A 23,013-nucleotide genomic window follows, 5' to 3' on the forward strand; every position below is an offset into this window, starting at 1 on the left:
GCGCGCGTCTGCGCCGCGCTCGCGATCACCACTAGGCCGGCATCACCCGGCGCACGTCGGGGCCCCACAACGGCTGCATGCCACCGGGCAGCGCCAGCTGCGTGGTGGTGATGACCTCGGCCAGCTCGCGCAACCCGGCGTCTACCGCACCGAGCAGGTCGGCCAGCTCCGCGCGCAGCCCGTCGGCGCTGACGACTTCCAGCTCGGCGGGATGCGAGCGGCGCAGCAGGGTGCCGATCTCTTCCACCAGCCGCTCCGGACGCGACGACCCCGACGCCCCCGGCAGATCCTTGAGGTTGGTCCGCAGCCGCTCGACCTGATACAGCAACGACCGCGGGTTCTGCGCGTCGAACAGCATCAGCTCGGCCACGGCCGCGACGCTGACCTTGCCCACGGTGCGGCGTCGGTAGATGACCGAGGACTCGCACGCCACCAGCGTCGCCTCGATGATCGTCTGCTCGGCGGCGGGCCCGCGGACGGCGGTCAGCGTGGCCCGCAGCAGCGCGGTCAGCCAGAGGCCCCGTTCGATGCGCTTGCCGATGTCCATCATCGTCCAGCCCACGTCGCGCACCATCGACTCGCCGGCCACCCCCGCCAGGGTCAGCATCCCGGACAGCGTCTGCACCTGAGCCGACGCGAGCAGCGCGTCGGCCTCGGCCAGGGAATCCGGCGGCTCCCGCCGCTGGGCCAGCGCGCGTTCCACCCCGGCCAGCACCATCCAGGTGTCGTTGGACATCTGGTCGCGCACCGCCCGGGCGGCCAGCGCCAAACCCTCCACCGACTGCAGCAGGGATCCCGGCCGGTCCGGGTCCACGGTCAGTGACCACAGCGTGGAGGGGGCCACGGCGATCATCTCGGCCCCGTCGCCGGCCCCGTCGTCGGCCCTGTCGTCGGTCCCGGTGTCGGCTCCGGTGATCCGGGCCAGCGCCGCCATCAGCACGGGCACGCATTCGCTTTCCTCGGTGTGCTGCTGATGCCGGTAGACGTGGAACCTGTCCCGGGCGACGAGCAGCAACCGCGCCATGCTCTCTGCGCGTTCGCCGTAGCGGCCGATCCAGAAGAGGTCCGACAGCACACGCGGCGAGCTGACGCCCCAGGTGCCCGCGGCCGTCTTCGCCGGCGGCACGGGCGACGGCAGGCTTACCGCCTCGGCTCGCGCGCGCTCCGTCGGGCGCACCCAAACATCCTTGGCGGCAACGGTTTGCAGCGTGTACGCGGCGGGGCCGGGCGCCAGCACGTAGCCGACGCCGCCGATCATCGGGGCGTATCCGCCGCGCTGGGCGACATTGAACAACCGGATGCCGACGCCGGCCGACGACAACACCCCGGCATGATCGGTGGGCGCCGACGAGAACTGCGGCAGCTCCTGACCGATCCACTGCCACGGCATCTTCTCGACCCGGGCGGCCAATTGCGCCAACTGATACGACGAAAGAGTCGGCCCGACATGGGTTTTCCCACCGATGGTGGACTTCACCAGCAGCGAAGACAGATTCGCCAGCAAGTGCGACCGTTCGGCGGCGATGCCGCCCCAGTAGACCGGCGCCGTTTGCAGCAGCGGCGCCTCGGAGAGCAGGCGCTCGGACAGCTTGGGTAAAAACCGAAGCAGCCCAGGGTTTTCCAGAATGCCACTGCCCAGTGTGTTGACGACGGTCACCGTCCCGCGGTGGCACGCCTCGACCAGGCCGGCCACGCCGAGCCGGGAGTCGGCGCGCAGGTCGAGGGGGTCGGTGTAGTCGGCGTCGACCCGGCGAAGGACGACGTCGACCCGTTTCAAGGTGCCCAGCGAGCGCATCCACAGCTTGCCGTCGCGCACCACCAGATCCGCGCTCTCCACCAGCGGGAACCCCAGTAGCGTGGCCAGATACGCCTGGTCGAAGGCGGTTTCGGAGAAGATACCCGGGCTGAGAACCACCACGACCGGGTCCTGAGCGTCGTCGGGTGCGGCATCGATCAGCGCCAGCCGCAACGCCTGCGCGAACGGCGTCGTCGGGCGCGGCACGATCCGTTCGTAGAGATCGGGAATCGAGTGCGCGACGACGCGCCGGTCGGCGAGCGCGTAGCCGGCACCCGACGGCGCCTGCGTCCAGTCGGCGTTGACCCGGAAGGTGCCGTCCGGCAACCGGCTGACGTCGCAGGCGTGCAGGAACAGCTGGTGATGCCCGGGCACTTCGATGCCGTTGGCTGCGCGCACGTAGCCGGGATGGGCGAACAGCAGCTCCGGCGGCAGCACGCCCTCGGTGAGCAGGCTGCGCGGGCCGTACAGGTCGGCGAGCACGGCGTCGAGCAGCCGGGACCGCTGCACCAGGCCCGCCTCGAGCGCCTCCCACTCCGCGGCCGAGAGCACGAGCGGCAGCGTGTCCAGGATCCACGGCCGCGGCTCCAGGCCATGGCCGGGATCGACGTCGGTGTAGGTGATGCCGTCGCTGTCGATCAGGCCGCGCACCACCGAGCGGAGCCGGTCGAGCCCCGCCCGGCCGCGCTCGGCGATGGTGTCGGCCAGCTCCGCCCAGGCCGGCCGCACGTTGCCGTCCCGGTCGACGAATTCGTCGTAGCCGGCGGACGGGCCGTGCCGAAGGTCGAAGAGCGCCTCCTGGGCGCGCGCGGCCCGGTACCCGGCCAGCAGCCGGTCGGCGTCGTAGCCGTCCTCGTGGCGCCCACCAGCGGCCGGGGCTACGCCGGCGCCGAATGTCCTGTCGGCAAACACCATTACCGCTGAACGGTACGCACGCGGCGCAGGTCAAGGATGCCCGGCGCGCCGACGTCGGTGAAGATACGCGCCTGTTTCTCCCGGATGCCCGACAGGTCGAGCTTGCCGGGGGTGAAGCCGGTCGCCTCGAAGCGGCGGGCGCGGCGCGCCTCGGCTTCGACGGCGTTGACGGGCGGCTCGTCGTAGGCCCGCCCACCGGGATGCGCGACGTGATAGGTGCAGCCGCCGCGCGACGTGCCCGTCGTCAGGTCGACCAGTTCGAACTGCAGCGGCACGTCGGTGCTGATCGTCGGGTGCAGCGCGCTCGGCGGCTGCCAGGCCTTGAAGCGCACCCCGCCCACGTGGATGTCGGGGTTGTCGGTGGCCAGCAGCGGCACCGGGTAGCCGTTGACGGTCACCACGTAGCGGTGGCGGTCGGCGCCGATGACGCGGACCTGGATGCGCTCGACCGACGAGTCGACGTACCGGGCGGTGCCGGTCGCGGTCGCCTCCTCGCCGAGGGTGTTCCACGGCTCGATGGCTCCCCGCAGTTCGATCTCGACGCCGTCGAACACCGCGGTGCCGATGCGCGGGAAGCGGAACTCGGTGAACGGATCCAGCCAGCTGGTCTCGAACGCGATGCCGTGCGCGCGCAGGTCGGCCGCCACGTCGGCGATGTCATGAATCAGGAAGTGCGGCAACAGGTATCGGCCGTGCAGGTTCGCGCCGTGGCGGATCAGCGGGGCGCGCAGCGGCTCGTCCCAGAACCACGCGACCAGCGAGCGCACCAGCAGCGACTGCACCATCGCCATGCGCAGGTGCGGGGGCATCTCGAACCCGCGCAGCTCCAGCAGGCCGAGCCGGCCGCGGGCGCTGTCGGGGCTGTAGAGCTTGTCGATGCAGAACTCCGCGCGGTGGGTGTTGCCGGTGATGTCGGTCAGCAGGTGGCGCAGCGCGCGGTCGATCACCCACGGCTTGGCGGCCCCGCCCGCGGAGAGCCGCGCGATTTCGGCGAACGCGATCTCGAGTTCGTACAGCGCCTCGGCGCGGCCCTCGTCGACTCGGGGGGCCTGCGAGGTGGTGCCGACGAACCGCCCGGCGAACAAATACGAGAGCGACGGATGCCGCTGCCAGTACGTCAGCAGCGAGACCAGCAGGTCGGGGCGCCGCAGCAGCGGCGAGTCGGCGGGCGTGACGCCGCCGAGCGTGATGTGGTTGCCACCCCCGGTGCCGCCGTGGGTGCCGTCCACGTCGAAGGACTCGGTCGACAGCCGGGCCAATCGGGCCTGCTCGTAGAGGGTTTCGAGTTGCTGACTCTGTTCGACGAAGCCGGCGGTGGGCGCGACGTTGACCTCGATGACGCCGGGGTCCGGGGTGATCGTCGTCGAGCGCAGCCGGGGGTCCGGCGGGGGCTCGTAGCCCTCGATCACGACCGGGCAGCCGGCCTTGGCGGCGGCGGCCTCGACGCGGGCGATGAGGTCGACGAAGTGTTCCAGCGCCTCGGTGGGCGGGATGAAGACGTAGAGCAGCCCGTCGCGAACCTCGGCGACCATCGCGGTGGGCGGGGCGGTGTCGGAGTCTTCCACCACCGCGGTGCCCGACTCCGCCGGCAGCGGGCCGCCGACGGTCTGCGGGTCGGCCTCGAACGACGGCCGCGGCGGTCGCCAGCTGATGGAATCCAGCGGCAGCCGCAGGCCCGCCGGAGAGTCGCCGGGCAGCAACACGATTCGGCCGCGGCGCAGCCGCCAGTCGGCGCTGGCCCAGCCCGCACCGTCGTCGCGGCGGTGCAGCGGCAAAACGAAAGCGGCTGGGGCCGTGACGGGTTCGTCGAGGCGGGCCAGCAGGGCGGCGCGGGCGGCGGGAGCGTCCTGGCCGAGGTCGTCGGCCGGGTCCACGGGGTCGCCCTCGGGCTGCCGCACCTTGGTCATCAGCCGGTGCAGCGGGTCCTCGTAGGCGGCCCGCACCTGCGAGAGCGGCAGTCCCAGCCCGTCGGCGACGCCGGCGAGCAGCCGGTTGGCCGCGCCGACGTCGACCGGGTCCGGCCGGTCGCCCCACGGATCGGCCAGCAGCGCGTCGTCGGTCCACAGCGGTCGCCCGTCGGTGCGCCAGTACAGCGCGATCTGCCAGCGCGGCAACGGTTCTCCCGGATACCAGCGGCCCTGCCCGCGCTGCACCAACCCGTGGGGCGCCCACACCGCCTTCAGGCGGGCGGCCAGGTCGGAGGCGCGCCGCCGCTTGTGCGGGCCGTCGGCCGCCGTGGTCCACTCTTCGGCGACCTGATCGTCCACCGAGACGAACGTGGGCTCACCCCCGATGGTCAACCGCACGTCGGCGGCCGCCAGCCGCTCGTCGACGCGGTGGCCGACCTCGCAGATCGTCTGCCACGCGGCGTCGATGTAGGGCAGGGTGACGCGGGGGTCCTCGTGGACGCGGGTGACGGTGTTGGAGAACTCCAGCACCGATTCGCACGGTTCGGTGCCGCCGCTGATGGGTGCCGCGGACGCCGGCTGTGGGGTCGCCGCCAACGGGATGTGGCCCTCGCCGGCGAACAATCCCGATGTCGGGTCCAGCCCGATCCATCCGGCGCCGGGGATGTACACCTCGGTCCAGGCGTGCAGGTCGGTGAAGTCGGCGGCGGGGCCCGACGGCCCGTCGAGCGCCTCCACGTCGGAAGCCAGCTGTACCAGATAGCCGGACACGAAGCGGGCCGCCAGCCCCAGCTGGCGCAGGATCGACACCAACAACCACGCCGAGTCGCGGCACGAGCCGACCCCGGTGCGCAGCGTGTGATCGGGTGTCTGGACGCCGGGTTCCATCCGCACGCTGTAGGCGACGTCGGCGTTGACGGCGCGGTTGAGCGCGACCAGCACGTCGATGGTGCGCGTGCCGGCCGGCACCGAGAAGTTGCGCACCCAGGCCCGCGAGAGCTCGCCGGGACCGGACCCGTCGCCGTCCTCGTCGACGGGCCGCAGGTATGGCTCCAGGTCGTCGGAGAGCTCCTTGGGGTACGTCAACCCGGTCTCCGGCCACGTCTCGGCCCAGTCCTCGATGAAGAAGTCGAACGGGTTGATCACCTTGAGGTCGGCGATCAGCCCGACCGTGATGGTCAGTCGCCGCGTGGGATTCGGAAACACCAGGCGCGCAAGGAAATTCCCGACGGCGTCCTGTTGCCAGTTGATGAAGTGCTCTTCGGGCTCGACGCGCAGCGAGTAGGCGTCCAGCGGTGTGCGGCAATGGGGCGCCGGCCGCAGCCGAACGACATGCGGATACACCCGGACCGGCCGGTCGAAGGTGTAGCTGGTGCGGTGCTCCAGCGCGACTTTGATGCTCATATCAAGCTGATCTCATCACAGGCGGCACAAGGCCGCAGTGCACCGCAGCCGCGGCTAACAGCGCCGTAACTTCGAACGCGGGCTCGCGGTCAGACCGGCTGCGGCCCGGGCGGCGGACCCGGTTGGTACCCCGGCGGCGGCACGGGAACGACCTGGCCGCCGCTCAGCCTGCGGTAGGCGTAGATGATCAGCAGGGCCACGAGCGGGACCGCCACCAGCAAGCCGACACCGCACAACAGGAACCCGACGAGGACGGACGCGAACGCGATCAGCCACACCAGCAGCGCGTTGACGAAATTCGACCCGGCGAGCGAGAAGCTGGAGGTGAAGCCCTTGATCGCCGACTCCGAGCGATCGATCACGAACGCGGCGGTGAACTGGGTGAAGATGCCCAACACCAGACCCGGCACGAAGCACAACGCCGACGCGATCGAGGTGAGTACCTCGACGATCAGCACGGCCAGGAACACCATGCCGAGGTTGCGTGGCCGGAAGAACGACCCGATGGTCACCGCGCGCCCGTCGGCGAGGTCGAGGCAGCCGGACAGGAACGCCGATTGCGCGAATGCGCTCACCGCGTAGGCGATCAGGTAACCGAGGGCCAGCAGCCCGTACCCGGGGCCGGTGAGGTTCGTGGTGAAGGTGAAGTCGTAGTCGTCCGAGCTCGTGCTCGTCGCACCGATGTTCTGGCTGAGCGTGATCAGCGCGGTGGCCACTCCGATCAGCAGCCCGTACACCAGGGTGGGGACGATCAACGCCACGGCGTTCCTGGTGAAGGTGTTCCACGCCCAGTTGAACCCGTCGAGGACGATGATCGGGGGCTTGGGTGGCGCCCCGTAGCCGGGGGGTGGGCCATAGCCGGTCGGCGGAGGCGCGCCGTAGCCGGGCGGCGGGCCGTAGCCGGGGGGCGGTGCGCCGTAGCCGGGTGGCGGTGCGCCGTAACCGGGGGGCGTGCCACCGTAATTGGGCGGCGTGCCACCGTAATTGGGCGGCGGGGCGCCGTAATTGGGCGGTGGGGCGCCGGGTGGCGGGGGATAGCCCGGGGGGTTGTTCTGCTCGCTGCCGTGCGGGTCGGCCGGGGTGCCTGGATACTCGGGAGGCTGGCTCATGTCGGTCCTAGCTGTTGACTCAACCTGTGGGCACGCGCACACGGGAACTTAGCAAAGATGTGGCATAGATGCGTCCGAGGCGCCCGGATTGATTTCGCGTGGTATGCCTGAAGCCGTGTCCGACGGTCTTTTTGACCTGCCCGGCGCAACGCCGGCGGGCGACCACGGCCTGGACGTGTCGGCCGGTGCGCCGCTGGCGGTGCGCATGCGTCCGGCCTCGCTGGACGAGGTGGTGGGGCAGGAGCACCTGCTGGCGCCCGGATCGCCGCTGCGCCGCCTGGTCGAGGGATCGGGGGTGGCGTCGGCCATCCTCTACGGCCCGCCGGGCAGCGGCAAGACCACCCTGGCCGCCCTCATCTCCCAGGCGACCGGGCGCCGGTTCGAGGCGCTGTCGGCGCTGTCGGCCGGTGTCAAGGACGTGCGCGCCGTCATCGAGAAGGCGCGGTCGACGCTGCTTCGCGGCGAACAGACGGTGTTGTTCATCGACGAGGTGCACCGGTTCTCCAAGACCCAGCAGGACGCGTTGCTGTCCGCCGTGGAGAACCGGGTGGTGCTGTTGGTGGCGGCGACCACCGAGAACCCGTCGTTCTCGGTGGTGGCGCCCCTGCTGTCCCGGTCGCTGATCCTGCAATTGCGCCCGCTGAGCGCCGACGACATCCGCACCGTGGTGCAGCGGGCGATCGACGATCCCCGCGGGCTGGGCGGCCGGGTCGCGGTGACGCCCGACGCGGTCGACCTGCTGGTGCGATTGGCCGCCGGCGATGCCCGGCGGGCGCTGACGGCGCTGGAGGTGGCGTCTGAAACGGCCCAGGCAGCGTCCGAGTCCGTCAGCGTCGAGACCATCGAGCAGTCGCTGGACAAGGCCGCGGTGCGCTACGACCGCGACGGCGACCAGCACTACGACGTCATCAGCGCCTTCATCAAGTCGGTGCGCGGCTCGGACGTCGACGCGGCGCTGCACTACCTGGCCCGCATGCTCGTGGCCGGGGAGGACCCGCGGTTCCTGGCGCGCCGGCTGATGATCCTGGCCAGCGAGGATATCGGCATGGCCGACCCGAGCGCACTGCAGATCGCGGTGGCCGCCGCCCACACCGTGCAGCTGATCGGCATGCCCGAGGCGCAGTTGACGCTGGCGCACGCCACCATCCATCTGGCCACCGCGCCCAAGTCCAACTCCGTCACCACCGCGCTGGCCGCGGCGATGGACGACATCAAGGCCGGCAAGGCCGGCCTGGTGCCGCCGCATCTGCGCGACGGGCACTACTCCGGCGCGGCGGCGCTGGGACACGCGCAGGGCTACCGGTACTCGCACAACGATCCCGACGGCGTCGTCGCCCAGCAATATCCGCCGGACGAGCTGTTGGGCGTGGACTACTACCGGCCCACCGGCCGCGGCGGTGAGCGGGAGATGGCCGGGCGGCTGGACCGGTTGCGGGCGATCATCCGCAGGAAGCGAGGACGGTCATGAAGACTTTCACCGACGAGGAGATGGGCCGGCTGCTGGCCGGCACCAAGCCCTACAGCGTCGTCATCCTCAAACGGGGGCCCAGCTACGGCGACGAGGCGACGCCCGCGACCGTCTGGGAGCACGGGCGGCGCAACTTCGGGCTGCGCGACGACGGCGTCCTGGCCGTGGTGTTGCCGGTCGCCGACGGCTCCGACGTGTGCGGGATCGGGGTGTTCGCGGCCACGGTCGACGACACCGCCGCGATCATGGCCGACGACCCCGGTGTGGCGAGCGGCGTTTTCACCTTCGAGGTGCACCCCTGCCGCGGCTTCCCCGGCGACGCCTTGCCCTGAGCCGCCCTACGCGGCTCTCAGACCAGCTCGGGCACCCGCAGGTGGGCGATCGCCAACTCGAATTCGGCCACGTCGACCACCTCGGCGCCGAGTTCGCGGACGCGCCTGCTGCGCAACTCGGTCGCCCGGTCGCGGTTGCGGGCCATGGCGTCCATCGAGTCGAACGTCGAGCACGACACCGCCCGCCGGCACGCCGGATGGTCGACCAGCAGGCTGGCGCTGCAGAACCCGTCGAGCTCCTCCATCTCCGGCAGCACCGAGGACCGGTAGAAGTCCAGTGATCGGCTGAGCTGATCGGGCACCACCTTGAGCCAGGTGGCCCGCACGCAGGCCCCCTGGCGGGAGCGATGGTCGCGGTGCAGCAAAGCGATGTCCCATTCCTCGACCCGGGCGCTGCCGTCGAACATCAACGCGGCCTGATCGCGGATCGGGGCGACCCGTTCGGCGCTGGCGCGCATCGCGTCGATGCTGTCCCACGAGCTGGTGGCGATGCAGGTTCCGGACTGCCGGTCGACCAACAGTGACAGTCCGACGCACCCGTCGATGCCCTCGAGGGCCGGCATGACGACGTCGCGCACGTGCGCGATCCCGATGTCGACGGATAAGGGTTGCGCCTGGATGGTGGTAGAGCGTGCGTACACGGCCGGCCTCCTCTGTAGGGGCTTGTATCGAAGGGGCCCCGGTGGCGGCCACCCGGGCCTACCAGTTACCTTCCTCCTGCCCGTGACGCGCCGCAATGCCCTGATGTGGCCGCGCTCACAAACGATTGGCTGGTCACAGTGGGGGCGCCGTAGGCTGGTCGGCGATGCATACCGATGTGCTGGACGTGGACACGACACGGCGCCGCATCGTCGACCTGACCGAGGCGGTGCGGGGCTTCTGCTGGTCGCGCGGCGACGGCCTGTGCAACGTGTTCGTCCCGCACGCGACGGCCGGCGTGGCCATCATCGAGACCGGGGCCGGCTCCGACGAGGACCTGCTCGACACGCTGGAACGACTGCTCCCGCGCGACGACCGCTACCGGCACTCGCACGGCTCGCCGGGCCACGGCGCCGACCACGTGATGCCGGCGCTGGTCGCGCCGTCGGTGACGGTGCCGGTCTCCGGCGGGGAGCCGCTGCTGGGGACCTGGCAAAGCATCGTGCTGGTCGACCTGAACCGCGACAACCCGCAGCGGTCGGTGCGGCTGAGCTTCCTGGAGGGTTAGCGGCCCGGTAGCCCCCCACTCCAGGCGAATAGGCTGGAATAGACGTCCACGCAACGAGCAAACAGGGAAGAAGCGGACTCAACAGTGCAGACACACGAGATCAGGAAACGGTTTCTTGATCATTTCGTGACGGCGGGCCACACCGAGGTGCCGAGCGCATCGGTGATTCTCGACGACCCCAACCTGCTGTTCGTCAACGCGGGCATGGTCCAGTTCGTGCCGTACTTCCTGGGGGCCCGCACCCCGCCGTACCCGACGGCCACCAGCATCCAGAAGTGCATCCGCACACCCGACATCGACGAGGTGGGCATCACCACCCGGCACAACACCTTCTTCCAGATGGCCGGCAACTTCTCGTTCGGCGACTACTTCAAGCGCCGCGCCATCGAGCTGGCGTGGACCCTGCTCACCAAGGGCGTGTCCGACGGCGGCTACGGCCTGGACCCCGAAAGAATCTGGACGACGGTCTATTTCGACGACGACGAGGCCGTGCAGCTGTGGCAGGAGATCGCCGGCCTGCCGGCCGAGCGGATCCAGCGGCGCGGCATGGAGGACAACTACTGGTCCATGGGGATCCCCGGGCCCTGTGGCCCGTCGTCGGAGATCTACTACGACCGCGGGGAAGAGTTCGGGGTGGGCGGCGGCCCGGTGGCCAACGAAGACCGCTACATCGAGATCTGGAACCTCGTGTTCATGCAGAACGAACGCGGCGAGGGCACCGGCAAGACCGACTTCGAAATCCTGGGGCCGTTGCCCCGCAAGAACATCGACACCGGCATGGGCGTCGAGCGGGTCGCGTTCATCCTGCAGGGCGTGCACAACGTCTACGAGACCGACCTGCTGCGGCCGGTCATCGATGTGGTGGCCGCCCGCGCGCCGCGCGGATACGACGTCGGCAACCACTCCGACGATGTGCGCTACCGGGTCATCGCCGACCACAGCCGCACCGCGGCGATCCTGATCGGCGACGGCGTCACGCCGGGCAACGACGGGCGCGGATACGTGCTGCGCCGGCTGCTGCGCCGGGTGATCCGCTCGGCCAAGCTGCTCGACATCGAGGGCCCCATCGTCGGCGAGCTGATGGCCACCGTGCGGGACGCGATGGGGCCGTCGTATCCCGAACTGGTCGCCGATTTCGACCGGATCAGGCGCATCGCCGTGGCCGAGGAGACCGCCTTCAACCGCACGCTGGTGGCCGGCTCCAAGCTGTTCGACGAGGTGGCCGGCACCACCAAAGCCGCTCGGGCCAAGGTGATCTCGGGAGCGGACGCCTTCACACTGCACGACACCTACGGCTTCCCGATCGAGCTGACCCTGGAGATGGCCTCCGAGGCCGGCCTGCAGGTCGACGAGATCGGCTTCCGTGAACTGATGGCCGAGCAGCGTCGCCGGGCCAAGGCCGACGCCGCCGCCCGCAAGCACGCGCACGCCGACCTGAGCGCCTACCGGGAGCTGGTCGACGCCGGCCCCACCGAATTCACCGGGTTCGACGAATTGTCCTCCGAGGCAAGGATTCTGGGCATCTTCGTCGACGGCAAACGGGTTCCGGTGGTGACCCACGGCTCGCAAACGGAAGCGGCCGGGGCGCACCAGGTCGAGCTGGTGCTCGACCGCACGCCGCTCTACGCCGAGTCGGGCGGGCAGATCGCCGACGAGGGCACCATCAGCGGGACGGGAGCCTCGGAGTGCGCCCGCGCGGCGGTCACCGACGTGCAGAAGATCGCCAAAACCCTGTGGGTGCACCGGGTCAACGTCGAGTCCGGGGAGTTCGTGGAGGGCGACACCGTCGTCGCGGCGGTCGACCCGGAATGGCGTCGCGGGGCCACCCAGGGTCACTCGGGCACCCACATGGTGCATGCCGCGCTGCGACAAGTGCTGGGCCCCAACGCCGTTCAGGCGGGGTCGCTGAACCGCCCCGGCTACCTGCGGTTCGACTTCAACTGGCAGGGGCCGCTGTCCGAGGACCAACGCACCCAGGTCGAGGAAGTGACCAACCAGGCCGTGCAGGCCGACTTCGCGGTGCACACGTTCACCGAGCAGCTGGAGAAGGCCAAGGCGATGGGCGCGATGGCCATGTTCGGCGAGGCCTACCCGGACGAGGTCCGCGTGGTGGAGATCGGCGGGCCGTTCTCGCTGGAGCTCTGCGGTGGGACCCACGTGCACAACTCGGCGCAGATCGGACCGGTGACCATCCTGGGCGAATCATCGGTCGGGTCCGGAGTCCGCCGGGTGGAGGCCTACGTCGGGCTGGATTCGTTTCGCCACCTGGCCAAGGAACGCGCCCTGATGGCGGGGCTGGCGTCGTCGCTGAAGGTGCCCTCCGACGAGGTGCCGGCCCGGGTGGCCGGCCTGGTGGAGCGGCTCAAGGCCGCCGAGAAGGAGCTCGAACGCGCCCGGCTGGCCGGCGCGCGCGCCGCCGCGACCAACGCCGCGGCCGGCGCGGAGCGGATCGGTAACGTCCGTGTGGTGGCGCAACGGATGTCGGCGGGGATGACGGCCGGCGACCTGCGTTCCCTGGTGGGCGACATCCGCGGCAAGCTCGGCAGCGATCCCGCGGTGGTGGCGCTGATCGCGGAGGGGGAGGGCGGCAGCGTGCCGTACGCGGTCGCCGCGAACCCCGCCGCCCAGGACCTCGGAATCCGCGCCAACGACCTGATCAAGCAGCTGGCCGCGACCGTCGATGGCCGCGGCGGGGGAAAGCCGGACCTGGCGCAGGGTTCGGGGAAGGACCCGACCCGCATCGACGCGGCGCTCGACGCGATCCGCTCCGAGATAGCGCGGGTCGGTTGAGTGGTCCCCGCACAGCATCGCTTGCCCGACCGGCCGGGCGACCCTGACCAGGATCCCGGACGCGGACGACGGATCGGCATCGACGTCGGCAGCGTGCGCATCGGCGTCGCCTGCAGCGACCCCGACGGCATCCTGGCCACGCCCGTGGAAACCGTGCGCCGCGACCGCTCGGGCAAACACGTGCGGCGGCTGGCCGAGCTGGCCGCGGAGCTCGGGGCGGTCGAGGTGGTCGTCGGGCTGCCGCGGACACTGGCCGACCGCACCGGCCCGTCGGCGATCGACGCGATGGAGCTGGCCGAGACGCTCGCCCAGCGGATCGCCCCCACACCCGTGCGGCTGGCCGACGAGCGCCTGACCACCGTCAGCGCGCAGCGGTCGCTGCGCGCGGCCGGTGTGCGCGCCAGAGAGCAGCGGGCGGTGATCGACCAGGCGGCCGCGGTGGCCATCCTGCAGAGCTGGCTCGACCAACGGCGCGCCACCCTGGCGGCGGGGGAGCCCGCCGATGGTTGACAGCGCACGCCGCCAACGGGCCGAGCCCGAGGAGGTCGGTCCGTCGCGAAAGCGCAGCCGCGTCGCCCGGAACCGGGCCGAGCGGGGGCGTCGCCGCCGGCGGTTCGCCGGCAAGATCGTGCTCGCGGTCGTCGCCGTCGTCGTGCTGGTGGGCGTTTTCGTCGGCGCCAAGTTCTGGCACACGGTGTTCGGATCCGGCGACGACTACACCGGAAACGGCGAGCGCGACGTCGTGATTCAGATCAAGGACGGCGACTCGACCACCAATGTCGGGGAGACGCTGCAGCACGAGCAGGTGATCAAGACCGTCCGGGCATTCGTCAACGCCGCGCACGGCAACAGCAAGATCTCCTCGATCCAGCCCGGCTTCTACCGGATGCGCACCCAAATCCCGGCGGCCAACGCCGTCGCACGGCTGGCCGACCCGGACAACCGGGTGGGCCGGCTGGTGATCCCGGAGGGCCGTCAGCTCGACGACACCACCGACATGAAGACCAACAAGGTGACCCCGGGCATCTTGACGCTGATCTCCCGCTCGACGTGCGTGACCCTGGACGGCAACCAGCGCTGCGTCGCGGTGGAGGAGCTGCGGGCGGCCGCGACCAACAGCACCCCGGCCGCGCTGGCGGTGCCGCCGTGGGCCGTCGAGCCGTTCACCGAGCTCGGTAAGGACCATCGGCGGATCGAGGGCCTGATCGCGCCGGGCACCTTCAACGTCGACCCGTCGGCCTCGGCCGAGACCATCCTGTCCAGCCTGATCAGCGCCGGCGCCGTCGAGTACATGAAGTCCGGTTTGGTGGACACCGCCCAGGCCATGGGCCTGTCGCCCTACGACATCCTGGTGGTGGCGTCGCTGGTGGAGCAGGAGTCCAAATCGCAGGACTTCGCGAAGGTCGCCCAGGTCATCTACAACCGCCTGCACGCCCACCACACGCTGGAATTCGATTCGACGGTCAACTATCCGCTGGACCGCCGCGAGGTGGCCACCACCGACGCCGACCGGGCCCAGAAGACGCCGTGGAACACCTACGTGTCGCAGGGCCTGCCGGCGACGGCGATCTGTTCGCCCGGCGTCGACGCGCTGCACGCCGCCGAGCATCCCGAGCCCGGTGACTGGTTGTACTTCGTCACCATCGACGCCCAGGGCACGACGCTGTTCACCAAGGATTATCAGCAGCACCTGGCCAATATCGAGCTGGCTAAGCGCAACGGTGTCCTCGACTCGGCCCGTTAGGGCGCCCGGCCCGGGCGCCGGGCGAAAAGCGGCGGTGCTCGGCAAGCCGATCGCCCACTCGAAGTCCCCGCAACTGCACCTGGCCGCCTACCGGGCGCTGGGCCTGCACGACTGGAGCTACGAGCGCATCGAGTGCGACGCCGAGCGGCTGCCCGCGGTCGTCGGCGGGTTCGGCCCCGAGTGGGTCGGTGTGTCGGTGACGATGCCCGGCAAGTTCGCCGCGCTGCGGTTCGCCGACGAGCGCACCGAACGGGCGGAGCGCGTCGGGTCGGCCAACACCCTGGTCCGCACGCCCGCGGGCTGGCGGGCCGACAACACCGACATCGACGGCGTCGCGGGGGCGCTGGCGTCACAAGGGGAAGTGGCCGGGCCGGCGCTGGTCTGTGGATCGGGTGGCACCGCGCCGGCGGCCGTCCTGGGGCTGGCCCAACTGGGTGTCAGCGCCATCACCGTCGTCGCGCGCAACCCCGCCAAGGCCGCCCGGCTGGTGGAACTCGGCGGGGGGATCGGGGTGCCGACGCGGTTCGTGGGTCTGGACAGCGACGGGCTGGCCGGCGCGGTGGCCGCCGCGGAGGTGCTGGTCAGCACCATCCCCGCGGACGTCGCGGCGCGGTACGCGGACACCTTCGCGCCGATCCCGGTGCTGCTCGACGCCGTCTACGACCCGTGGCCCACGCCGCTGGCCGCCGCGGTGGCCGCCGCCGGCGGCCGCGTGATCAGCGGGCTGCAGATGCTGCTGCATCAGGCGTTTACCCAAGTCGAGCTATTCACAGGGCTCCCGGCGCCGCGCGAGGCCATGGCCGCAGCCCTGGGCTAACGTCCCGCGGCATGCGGGTGACGGCGGGGATCGTGGTGCTGGTCTGGCTGGCGGTGTTGAGCGGCTACGACGTCCGTGAGCGCCGATTGCCGAACCTGTTGACGCTGCCCGGCGCCGCGGTGATCCTGCTGGCGGCGGCCGGGGCCGGGCGCGGCTGGCCCGCGCTCGCCGGGGCGGCCGCGCTGACCGCGACCTATCTGGCGGTCCACCTGGCGGCCCCGGCGGGGATGGGCGCCGGGGACGTCAAGCTCGCGATCGGCCTCGGGGCGCTGGCCGGCTGTTTCGGCGCCGGGGTGTGGTCCCTGGCGGCGCTGGCCGCGCCGCTGCTGACCGTGACGTGGGCCCTGACGGGCCGGCTCGTCGGCGGCGCGGGTGCCGCGCCGGTGCCGCACGGCCCGTCGATGTGCGTGGCCACCGCCGCCGCGATCGGGCTGGTTCTCGTCTGACCGGCGGCGGCGCGCGGATTTAAGCCCGCCCGGGCACACATGGGAAGATGATCGGGTGTTGCGCTGGATCACCGCCGGGGAGTCGCATGGCCGTGCGTTGGTGGCCATGCTCGATGGCATGGTCGCCGGCGTGGAGGTCAACTCGACCGACATCGCCGACCAATTGGCCCGCCGCCGGCTCGGTTACGGCCGCGGCGCGCGGATGAAGTTCGAGCGCGACGCGGTCACCGTGCTGTCCGGGGTGCGCCACGGCGTCACCCTGGGCGGCCCCATCGCGATCGAGATCGGCAACACCGAGTGGCCCAAATGGGAGACCGTGATGGCCGCCGACCCGGTCGACCCGGCGCGAGCCGCCGACCTGGAAAACTCAGCGCGGAACGAACCGCTCACCAGGCCGCGGCCCGGCCACGCCGATTACGCCGGCATGCTCAAGTACGGCTTCGACGACGCCCGGCCGGTGCTGGAGCGGGCCAGCGCCCGCGAGACCGCCGCCCGCGTCGCGGCGGGCACGGTCGCGCGCTCCTTCCTGCGCCAGGCGCTCGGTGTCGACGTGCTCTCCCACGTCATCGCGATCGGCCCGTCGGCGCCCTACGACGGCCCGCCCCCGCGCCCGGAAGACCTGTCCGCGATCGACGACAGCCCGGTGCGCGCCTTCGACAAGGCCGCCGAAGAGGCGATGATCGCCGAGATCGAGGCGGCCAAGAAGGACGGCGACACCCTCGGCGGCGTGGTCGAGGTGGTGGCCGTGGGCCTGCCGGTCGGGCTGGGCTCGTTCACCAGTGGCGACAACCGGCTCGACAGCCAGCTCGCCGGCGCGGTCATGGGTATCCAGGCCATCAAGGGCGTGGAGATCGGTGATGGCTTCGAGACGGCGCGCCGCCGCGGCAGCCGCGCCCACGACGAGATGTATCCCGGCCCCGACGGCGTCGTCCGCTCGACCAACCGCGCCGGCGGGCTCGAGGGCGGCATGACCAACGGCCAGCCGCTGCGGGTGCGCGCCGCGATGAAACCCATCTCCACCGTGCCGCGGGCGCTGGCCACCGTCGACATGGCGACCGGCGACGAGGCCGTCGCCATCCACCAGCGCTCGGACGTGTGCGCCGTGCCCGCCGCCGGCGTCGTCGTCGAGGCCATGGTGGCGCTGGTGCTCGCCCGCGCGGCGCTGGAGAAGTTCGGCGGCGACTCGCTCACCGAGACCCGACGCAACATCGAGGCGTATCAGCGCGCGGTCGCCGACCGGGAGTCGCCGGCCGCGCGGGGTACCGCGTGATGGCGCCCAGGGCGGTGCTCGTCGGGCTGCCGGGCTCGGGCAAGTCCACCATCGGGCGGCGCCTGGCCAAGGCGCTCGGCGTCGAATTCCTCGACACCGACGCGGCCATCGAGCAGCGGACCGGGCGCGCCATCGCCGACATCTTCGCCACCGACGGCGAGCAGGAGTTCCGCCGGATCGAGGAGGACGTGGTCCGCGCCGCGCTGGCCGATCACGACGGCGTGGTGTCGCTCGGTGGCGGGGCGGTCACCAGCCCGGGGGTCTGCGAGGCGCTCGCCGGCCAGACCGTCATCTACCTCGAGATCAGCGCCGGCGAAGGGGTGCGGCGCACCGGAGGCGGCGCCGTGCGCCCGCTGCTGGCCGGCCCCGACCGCGCCGAGAAGTTCAAAGCGCTGATGGCCAAACGGGTCCCGCTGTACCGGCGCGTGTCGACCATCCGCGTCGACACCAACCGACGCAATCCCGGGGCCGTGGTGCGCTACATCGTGTCCAGGCTCCAGACACCCGAGAACGCTCACGCGGAGGCCGCGCCATGACGAGCGCCGAGCCGGTCACCGTGCAGGTGGCCGTCGACCCGCCGTACCCGGTGATCATCGGCACCGACTTGGGCGACCAGCTCGTCGAACTCCTCTGCGACCGGCACCGGGTGGCCGTCGTGCACCAACCCGTGCTGGCACACACGGCCGAAGCGATCCGAAGCCGCCTGGCGGACAAGGGCGTTGACGCGCACCGCATCGAAATCCCGGACGCCGAAGCCGGGAAGGACCTGCCGGTGGTCGGCTTCCTGTGGGAGGTGTTCGGCCGCATCGGGATTGACCGCAAAGACGCGTTGGTCAGCCTCGGCGGCGGCGCCGCCACCGACGTCGCCGGGTTCGCGGCGGCCACCTGGCTGCGCGGCGTCGACATCGTCCACATTCCCACCACGCTGCTCGGCATGGTCGACGCGGCCGTCGGCGGCAAGACGGGCATCAACACCGACGCGGGCAAGAACCTGGTGGGCGCGTTCCACCAACCGCTGGCGGTGCTGGTCGACCTGGCGACGCTGGAGACGTTGCCGCACAACGAACTCGTCGCCGGAATGGCCGAGGTGGTCAAGGCCGGCTTCATCGCCGACCCGGTGATCCTCGATCTCATCGAGGCTGACCCGCAGGCCGCCGTCGACCCCGCCGGTGCGGTGCTGCCCGAGCTGATCCGGCGCTCGATCGCCGTCAAGGCGCGGGTGGTCGCCGCCGACGAGAAGGAGTCGGAGCTGCGCGAAATCCTGAACTACGGACACACCTTGGCGCACGCCATCGAGCGCAGGGAACGCTACGAGTGGCGCCACGGCGCCGCGGTGTCGGTGGGCCTGGTGTTCGCCGCGGAGCTGGCCCGCCTTGCCGGCCGGCTCGACGACGCGACCGCGCGCCGGCATCGCACCGTCCTGTCGGCGCTCGGCCTGCCGGTGAGCTACGACGCCGAGGCGTTGCCGCAGCTGCTGGAATACATGGCCCAGGACAAGAAATCGCGCGCCGGTGTGCTGAGGTTCGTGGTCCTCGACGGGCTGGCCAAGCCGGGGCGGCTGGCCGGGCCCGACCCGTCGCTGCTGGCGGCGGCCTACGCGGGACTGTCCGACGAGGAGGACGCCTCGTGACCGTCAACGGGACCGTGCACGTCATCAACGGCCCCAACCTCGGCCGGCTGGGCCGCCGCGAGCCCGAGGTGTACGGGGACACCACGCACGAGGAACTGGCCGCGCTGATCGAGCGGGAGGCCGCCGCGCTCGGGCTGAAAGCCGTTGTGCGCCAAAGCGATAACGAATCCCAGCTGCTGGACTGGATTCATTCGGCCGCCGATGCGGGCGAGCCGGTGATCCTCAACGCCGGCGGTCTCACCCACACCTCGGTGGCGCTGCGTGACGCGTGCGCCGAATTGCGCGCGCCCCTGATCGAGGTGCACATCTCCAATGTGCATGCGCGCGAGGAGTTTCGGCGCCACTCGTACCTGAGCCCGGTCGCGACCGGCGTGATCGTCGGGCTGGGGATCCAGGGTTACCTGCTGGCCCTGCGTTATCTGGCGGAAGCCGCCAAGGGCTAAGCCTTACCCGGCTTCGGGCTTGGTGTGCTCGTCGCCGGGCTTGCGGATCACCTCGGTTTTGGGGTCGTCCTCGGTCTTGGCGATCGTTTCGGTGGGGGCGTCACGCTCGGCCGTTTCAGTGGGCGCCTCGCGCTCGGCCGTGGCGACCGCCGCGGTCCGCTCCTCGTGCTGCGCTCCGGCCGCGGGGATCTCCCCGGTCGGCGCATCGTCACCGCGCACCGCCGAGAACACGTCGGTGTCACTGTCCCGCCCCTGCTTGTCGCCAAGGCCGTGGCGCTTCTCCGGCTCCTTCTCGTACTGCCGGTCAACCCGCCAACGGCCGATGGTGACGCCGATGATCCCGGGCAGGAACACGCAGAGCGCGGTGAACGCCGCGAACGTGGTCAGCTCGTTGATCAGCCCGCCCGTGTAGAGGCCCTTGTACACCAGCGCGATGAGCCAGGAGACGGCGCCGGACAGGACACCGGCCAGCAGCCCGGCCAGCAGCCAGGTCATCGCCAGGTCGCGACGCCGGTCGGGGTCCCGGTTCGCGTTGGCGTCGGCCCGGCCGTCGAATACCCCCCATACGGCCACGCCGATGATGAACAACAGGAGCAGTGCCACGCTGAAAAGCCCGGCCTGCGTCTGCCACGCGTTGATCAACGCGCCTTGGAACAACCGAACCACTACCATCGCCGCGGCGTAGACCAATCCGCGCAGCATCCAGGACCTCATGGGCAATCAGCGTAGCGAGTACCGTCAAGGGTCGTGACACATTCTCAGCGTCGGGACAATCTGAAAGCGCAAATCGGGGCCGCTGGACTGGACGCGATGCTGGTCAGCGACCTGAACAACGTCCGCTACCTGTCCGGCTTCACCGGATCGAACGGCGCGTTGCTGGTTTTCGCCGACGATCGCGGTCCGGTGCTGGCCACCGACGGCCGGTATCGCACCCAGGCCGCCGAGCAGGCGCCGGGACTCGAGATCGCCATTGAGCGCGCTCTGGGGCGCTACCTCGTCGGCCGGGCCGCCGAGGACGGTGTGGCGAGGCTGGGCTTCGAAAGCAACGTGGTGACCGTCGACGCGTTCGACGCCCTGACCAGCGAGCTCGGTGAACGCAAGGCGGCCACCGAGCTGGTGCGGGCCGCCGGCACCGTCGAGGGGCTGCGTGAGGTCAAGGACGACGGCGAGGTGGCGCTGCTGCGGCTGGCCTGCGAGACGGCCGACGCCGCGCTCGCGGAGCTGGTGGAGCGCGGCGGCCTGCGGCCCGGGCGAACCGAGCGCGAGGTGAGCCGCGAGCTGGAGGCCCTGATGCTCGACCACGGCGCCGACGCCATCTCCTTCGAGACCATCGTGGCCGCCGGCCCCAACTCGGCGATCCCGCATCACCGCCCCACCGACGCGGCCCTGGCGACGGGCGACTTCGTCAAGATCGACTTCGGCGCGCTGGTGGCCGGCTATCACTCCGACATGACCCGCACCTTCGTGCTCGGCAAGGCCGCCGACTGGCAACTCGAGATCTACCAGCTGGTCGCCGACGCGCAGCGGGCCGGCCGCGAGGCGCTCCGCCCGGGCGCAAGCCTGCGCGATGTCGACGGCGCCGCGCGCCGGCTGATCGTCGAGGCGGGCTACGGCGAGCACTTCGGCCACGGGCTGGGGCACGGCGTGGGGTTACAGATCCACGAGGCGCCGGGAATCGGGGCCACGTCCACCGGCACGCTGCTGGCGGGCTCCGTCGTGACCGTCGAACCGGGCGTCTACCTGCCGGGTCGCGGCGGCGTGCGCATCGAGGACACCCTGGTCGTGCCCGGCGAGACGGCGGCGACCGGCGGGCGGGCACCGGAACTGCTGACCAGGTTTCCCAAGGAGCTGGCCGTTCTCAGCTAGGCAAACCGCGCCATGTGGCGGACCGGGGCCCCGGGGTAAAGTCTGGTGGCGTGAGCGGGGTGGAGCCAATCGAACGTGGTCTGGCGCGCCTGCGGGATTTTCGGTGGGACGTACACGCCCAGCCCTTGCGGGAGATGCGGCTGGAGATCGACATCGTGTATTTCGCGGTCCCCGTGCCGTTCACCGGCGGGAGAAAACTGAACGTTCCCCTGCTGACGATGATCAAGCCGCTGCGGCCTTCGCCGGACGAGCCGACCGAGGCCGGCCCCTAACCCGTACGGCGGGGTTCCATGGGCCACCCGACGCGCCGGGCCCGGCCGCGACGCGCCTTAGACTGACGAACACATCGCAGACAGCTCGCGAACGACTGTCCCATTCCTAGGAGATACACCGAACCGTGGCAAGCACCGCCGATTTCAAGAACGGACTGGTGCTGGTGATCGACGGCCAACTCTGGCAGATCGTCGAATTCCAGCATGTCAAACCCGGCAAGGGTCCGGCCTTCGTGCGCACCAAGCTGAAAAACGTGCTGTCCGGCAAGGTCGTCGACAAGACCTACAACGCGGGGGTGAAGGTGGAAACGGCGACCGTCGACCGGCGCGACACCACGTACCTGTACCGCGACGGCTCGGACTTCGTGTTCATGGACAGCCAGGACTACGAGCAGCACCCGCTGCCGGAGTCGCTGGTCGGCGACGCCGCCCGGTTCCTGCTGGAGGGCCTGCCGGTGCAGGTGGCGTTCCACAACGGGGCGCCGCTGTACATCGAACTGCCGGTGTCGGTCGAGATGGAGGTCACCCACACCGAGCCCGGCCTGCAGGGCGACCGGTCCAGCGCCGGCACCAAACCCGCCACCGTCGAGACGGGGGCGGAGATCCAGGTGCCGCTGTTCATCAACACCGGCGACAAGCTGAAGGTGGACACGCGCGACGGCAGCTACCTGGGGCGCGTCAACGCGTGAGCAGGCCCGTCAGGGGACGCCATCAGGCCCGCAAGCGCGCCGTTGACCTGCTGTTCGAGGCCGAGGCCCGCGGGCTGGGCGCGGCCGAGGTCGTCGACGTGCGCGCCGCGCTGGCCGAAACCAACGCCGACGTGGCGCCGCTGCAGCCGTACACGGTCGCGGCCGCCCGCGGCGTCGGCGAGCACGCCGCCCACATCGACGACCTGATCAGCTCGCACCTGCAGGGCTGGACGCTGGACCGGCTGCCCGCCGTCGATCGGGCCATCCTGCGGGTCGCCGTGTGGGAGTTGCTCTACGCCGACGACGTCCCGGAGCCGGTCGCCGTGGACGAGGCCGTGCAACTGGCCAAGGAGCTGTCCACCGACGAGTCGCCGGCCTTCGTCAACGGCGTGCTGGGTCAGGTGATGGTGGTGACGCCGCAGATCCGGGCGGCCGCCGCTGCGGTCCGTGCGGGCGCCGCCGCCGCGGCGGAGAACGAGGAACCCCGGGCGTGACCCGGCTGGAGCTGCGCGTCGTCGTCGCGGGGTTGCTGGCCGCGACGGTGGTGCTGGGCGCCGTGGTGTGCGCCGCCTTCGGGTGGACGATCGTCGCGTCGGCGCTGTCCATCTACGCGCTCGCTGTGGGCGCCTGGCTGTATCACTGCGTCGAACGCCTGATCGTCGCCCGCCGCATCAGCACCGTTCGCTCGGCCGCCAGGCCGCTGCAGCCGCTGCTGCCGGTGATGGCCGCGATCATGGGTTTGACGCAGTCGGTGGTCAGGTCGCTGACCGACGTCACCGAGCTACCGGCCCGGCGCTGGGACCTTCCGGTGCTGCGCTGGGTGGACGGGACGCGCGCCAATCGGCGCGTGGTGGACGCCGACGACGAGCTGGACGGCTGATCGGGCTCACGCGAAACGATCACGTGGGC

The 23,013-nt window shown here is 71.1% G+C and carries 22 protein-coding genes; 17 read left to right on the forward strand and 5 right to left on the reverse strand.

What is annotated here, in order from left to right:
* Positions 1–31: 31 nt before the first annotated feature.
* From G6N37_RS04005 to G6N37_RS04015, 3 genes are all read right to left on the reverse strand, one after another.
* Positions 32–2,710, reverse strand: a complete 2,679-nt coding sequence (locus tag G6N37_RS04005) for a circularly permuted type 2 ATP-grasp protein (RefSeq protein WP_163676220.1) — start codon at positions 2,708–2,710, stop codon at positions 32–34.
* On the reverse strand, positions 2,710–6,021 hold the full coding sequence (locus tag G6N37_RS04010; RefSeq protein ID WP_163676223.1) for a transglutaminase family protein: 3,312 nt from the start codon (positions 6,019–6,021) through the stop codon (positions 2,710–2,712). The genes G6N37_RS04005 and G6N37_RS04010 overlap by 1 nt, the downstream gene beginning before the upstream one ends.
* Positions 6,022–6,110: 89 nt before the next feature.
* The gene (locus tag G6N37_RS04015; RefSeq protein WP_163676226.1) at positions 6,111–7,130 is read right to left on the reverse strand and encodes a DUF2189 domain-containing protein; all 1,020 of its coding nucleotides are present in this window, start codon (positions 7,128–7,130) and stop codon (positions 6,111–6,113) included.
* Positions 7,131–7,233: 103 nt separating this feature from the next.
* On the opposite strand from G6N37_RS04015, the gene G6N37_RS04020 reads away from it, so the two are divergent.
* Both G6N37_RS04020 and G6N37_RS04025 read left to right on the forward strand, forming a co-directional pair.
* Positions 7,234–8,598: a replication-associated recombination protein A gene (locus G6N37_RS04020; RefSeq protein WP_163676229.1), complete on the forward strand. Its 1,365-nt coding sequence runs from the start codon at positions 7,234–7,236 to the stop codon at positions 8,596–8,598.
* Positions 8,595–8,930 (forward strand): hypothetical protein, encoded by a 336-nt coding sequence (locus G6N37_RS04025; RefSeq protein ID WP_163676232.1) that lies wholly within the window; start codon positions 8,595–8,597, stop codon positions 8,928–8,930. The genes G6N37_RS04020 and G6N37_RS04025 overlap by 4 nt, the downstream gene beginning before the upstream one ends.
* A gap of 17 nt (positions 8,931–8,947) precedes the next feature.
* On the opposite strand, the gene G6N37_RS04030 is transcribed toward G6N37_RS04025, so the two are convergent.
* Complete coding sequence (locus tag G6N37_RS04030) at positions 8,948–9,571, reverse strand: hypothetical protein (protein WP_163676235.1); 624 nt, start codon at positions 9,569–9,571, stop codon at positions 8,948–8,950.
* A gap of 176 nt (positions 9,572–9,747) precedes the next feature.
* Here G6N37_RS04030 and G6N37_RS04035 point away from each other — a divergent pair, with 176 nt between their 5' ends.
* The 10 genes from G6N37_RS04035 (at position 9,748) to aroQ (ending at position 19,277) form a co-directional block, all read left to right on the forward strand.
* A complete protein-coding gene (locus G6N37_RS04035) occupies positions 9,748–10,137 on the forward strand; it encodes a secondary thiamine-phosphate synthase enzyme YjbQ (protein ID WP_174813906.1) in 390 nt (129 codons plus the stop codon).
* Between the two features lie 84 nt (positions 10,138–10,221).
* Positions 10,222–12,927: an alanine--tRNA ligase gene (gene alaS, locus G6N37_RS04040; protein ID WP_163676240.1), complete on the forward strand. Its 2,706-nt coding sequence runs from the start codon at positions 10,222–10,224 to the stop codon at positions 12,925–12,927.
* A complete protein-coding gene (gene ruvX / locus G6N37_RS04045) occupies positions 12,928–13,437 on the forward strand; it encodes a Holliday junction resolvase RuvX (RefSeq protein WP_163676243.1) in 510 nt (169 codons plus the stop codon).
* Positions 13,430–14,671, forward strand: a complete 1,242-nt coding sequence (gene mltG / locus G6N37_RS04050) for an endolytic transglycosylase MltG (RefSeq protein WP_163676246.1) — start codon at positions 13,430–13,432, stop codon at positions 14,669–14,671. The genes ruvX and mltG overlap by 8 nt, the downstream gene beginning before the upstream one ends.
* Entirely contained in the window at positions 14,649–15,488 is an 840-nt protein-coding gene (locus G6N37_RS04055; RefSeq protein ID WP_163676249.1) for a shikimate dehydrogenase, read from the forward strand. The genes mltG and G6N37_RS04055 overlap by 23 nt, the downstream gene beginning before the upstream one ends.
* Positions 15,489–15,499: 11 nt before the next feature.
* Positions 15,500–15,934, forward strand: a complete 435-nt coding sequence (locus G6N37_RS04060) for a prepilin peptidase (protein WP_163676253.1) — start codon at positions 15,500–15,502, stop codon at positions 15,932–15,934.
* 55 nt (positions 15,935–15,989) lie between these two features.
* Complete coding sequence (gene aroC, locus G6N37_RS04065) at positions 15,990–17,204, forward strand: chorismate synthase (RefSeq protein ID WP_163676256.1); 1,215 nt, start codon at positions 15,990–15,992, stop codon at positions 17,202–17,204.
* Complete coding sequence (locus G6N37_RS04070) at positions 17,204–17,740, forward strand: shikimate kinase (protein ID WP_163676259.1); 537 nt, start codon at positions 17,204–17,206, stop codon at positions 17,738–17,740. The genes aroC and G6N37_RS04070 overlap by 1 nt, the downstream gene beginning before the upstream one ends.
* Positions 17,737–18,834 carry a 3-dehydroquinate synthase gene (gene aroB, locus G6N37_RS04075; protein WP_163676262.1) on the forward strand — a complete coding sequence of 366 codons (1,098 nt, stop codon included), beginning with the start codon at positions 17,737–17,739 and terminating at the stop codon, positions 18,832–18,834. Before G6N37_RS04070 ends, aroB begins: the two co-directional genes overlap by 4 nt.
* Positions 18,835–18,848: 14 nt before the next feature.
* Complete coding sequence (gene aroQ, locus G6N37_RS04080) at positions 18,849–19,277, forward strand: type II 3-dehydroquinate dehydratase (protein WP_174813907.1); 429 nt, start codon at positions 18,849–18,851, stop codon at positions 19,275–19,277.
* A gap of 3 nt (positions 19,278–19,280) precedes the next feature.
* Here the strand turns inward: aroQ and G6N37_RS04085 are convergent, their stop codons facing one another.
* Complete coding sequence (locus tag G6N37_RS04085) at positions 19,281–19,991, reverse strand: B-4DMT family transporter (RefSeq protein WP_167527359.1); 711 nt, start codon at positions 19,989–19,991, stop codon at positions 19,281–19,283.
* Positions 19,992–20,024: 33 nt separating this feature from the next.
* On the opposite strand from G6N37_RS04085, the gene G6N37_RS04090 reads away from it, so the two are divergent.
* The 5 genes from G6N37_RS04090 to G6N37_RS04110 all read left to right on the forward strand — a co-directional run bounded on the left by G6N37_RS04090 (position 20,025) and on the right by G6N37_RS04110 (position 22,984).
* Positions 20,025–21,143 carry a M24 family metallopeptidase gene (locus G6N37_RS04090; RefSeq protein WP_163676267.1) on the forward strand — a complete coding sequence of 373 codons (1,119 nt, stop codon included), beginning with the start codon at positions 20,025–20,027 and terminating at the stop codon, positions 21,141–21,143.
* Between the two features lie 50 nt (positions 21,144–21,193).
* Positions 21,194–21,415: a hypothetical protein gene (locus tag G6N37_RS04095; RefSeq protein ID WP_232075267.1), complete on the forward strand. Its 222-nt coding sequence runs from the start codon at positions 21,194–21,196 to the stop codon at positions 21,413–21,415.
* A gap of 125 nt (positions 21,416–21,540) precedes the next feature.
* Complete coding sequence (gene efp, locus G6N37_RS04100) at positions 21,541–22,104, forward strand: elongation factor P (RefSeq protein WP_007171952.1); 564 nt, start codon at positions 21,541–21,543, stop codon at positions 22,102–22,104.
* Positions 22,101–22,598, forward strand: a complete 498-nt coding sequence (gene nusB, locus G6N37_RS04105; RefSeq protein WP_163676270.1) for a transcription antitermination factor NusB — start codon at positions 22,101–22,103, stop codon at positions 22,596–22,598. Before efp ends, nusB begins: the two co-directional genes overlap by 4 nt.
* Positions 22,595–22,984 (forward strand): antitermination protein NusB, encoded by a 390-nt coding sequence (locus G6N37_RS04110; RefSeq protein WP_163676273.1) that lies wholly within the window; start codon positions 22,595–22,597, stop codon positions 22,982–22,984. The genes nusB and G6N37_RS04110 overlap by 4 nt, the downstream gene beginning before the upstream one ends.
* Positions 22,985–23,013: the final 29 nt, after the last annotated feature.

Source organism: Mycobacterium seoulense (assembly GCF_010731595.1).
In the GTDB taxonomy this organism is placed as follows: Bacteria; Actinomycetota; Actinomycetes; order Mycobacteriales; family Mycobacteriaceae; genus Mycobacterium; species Mycobacterium seoulense.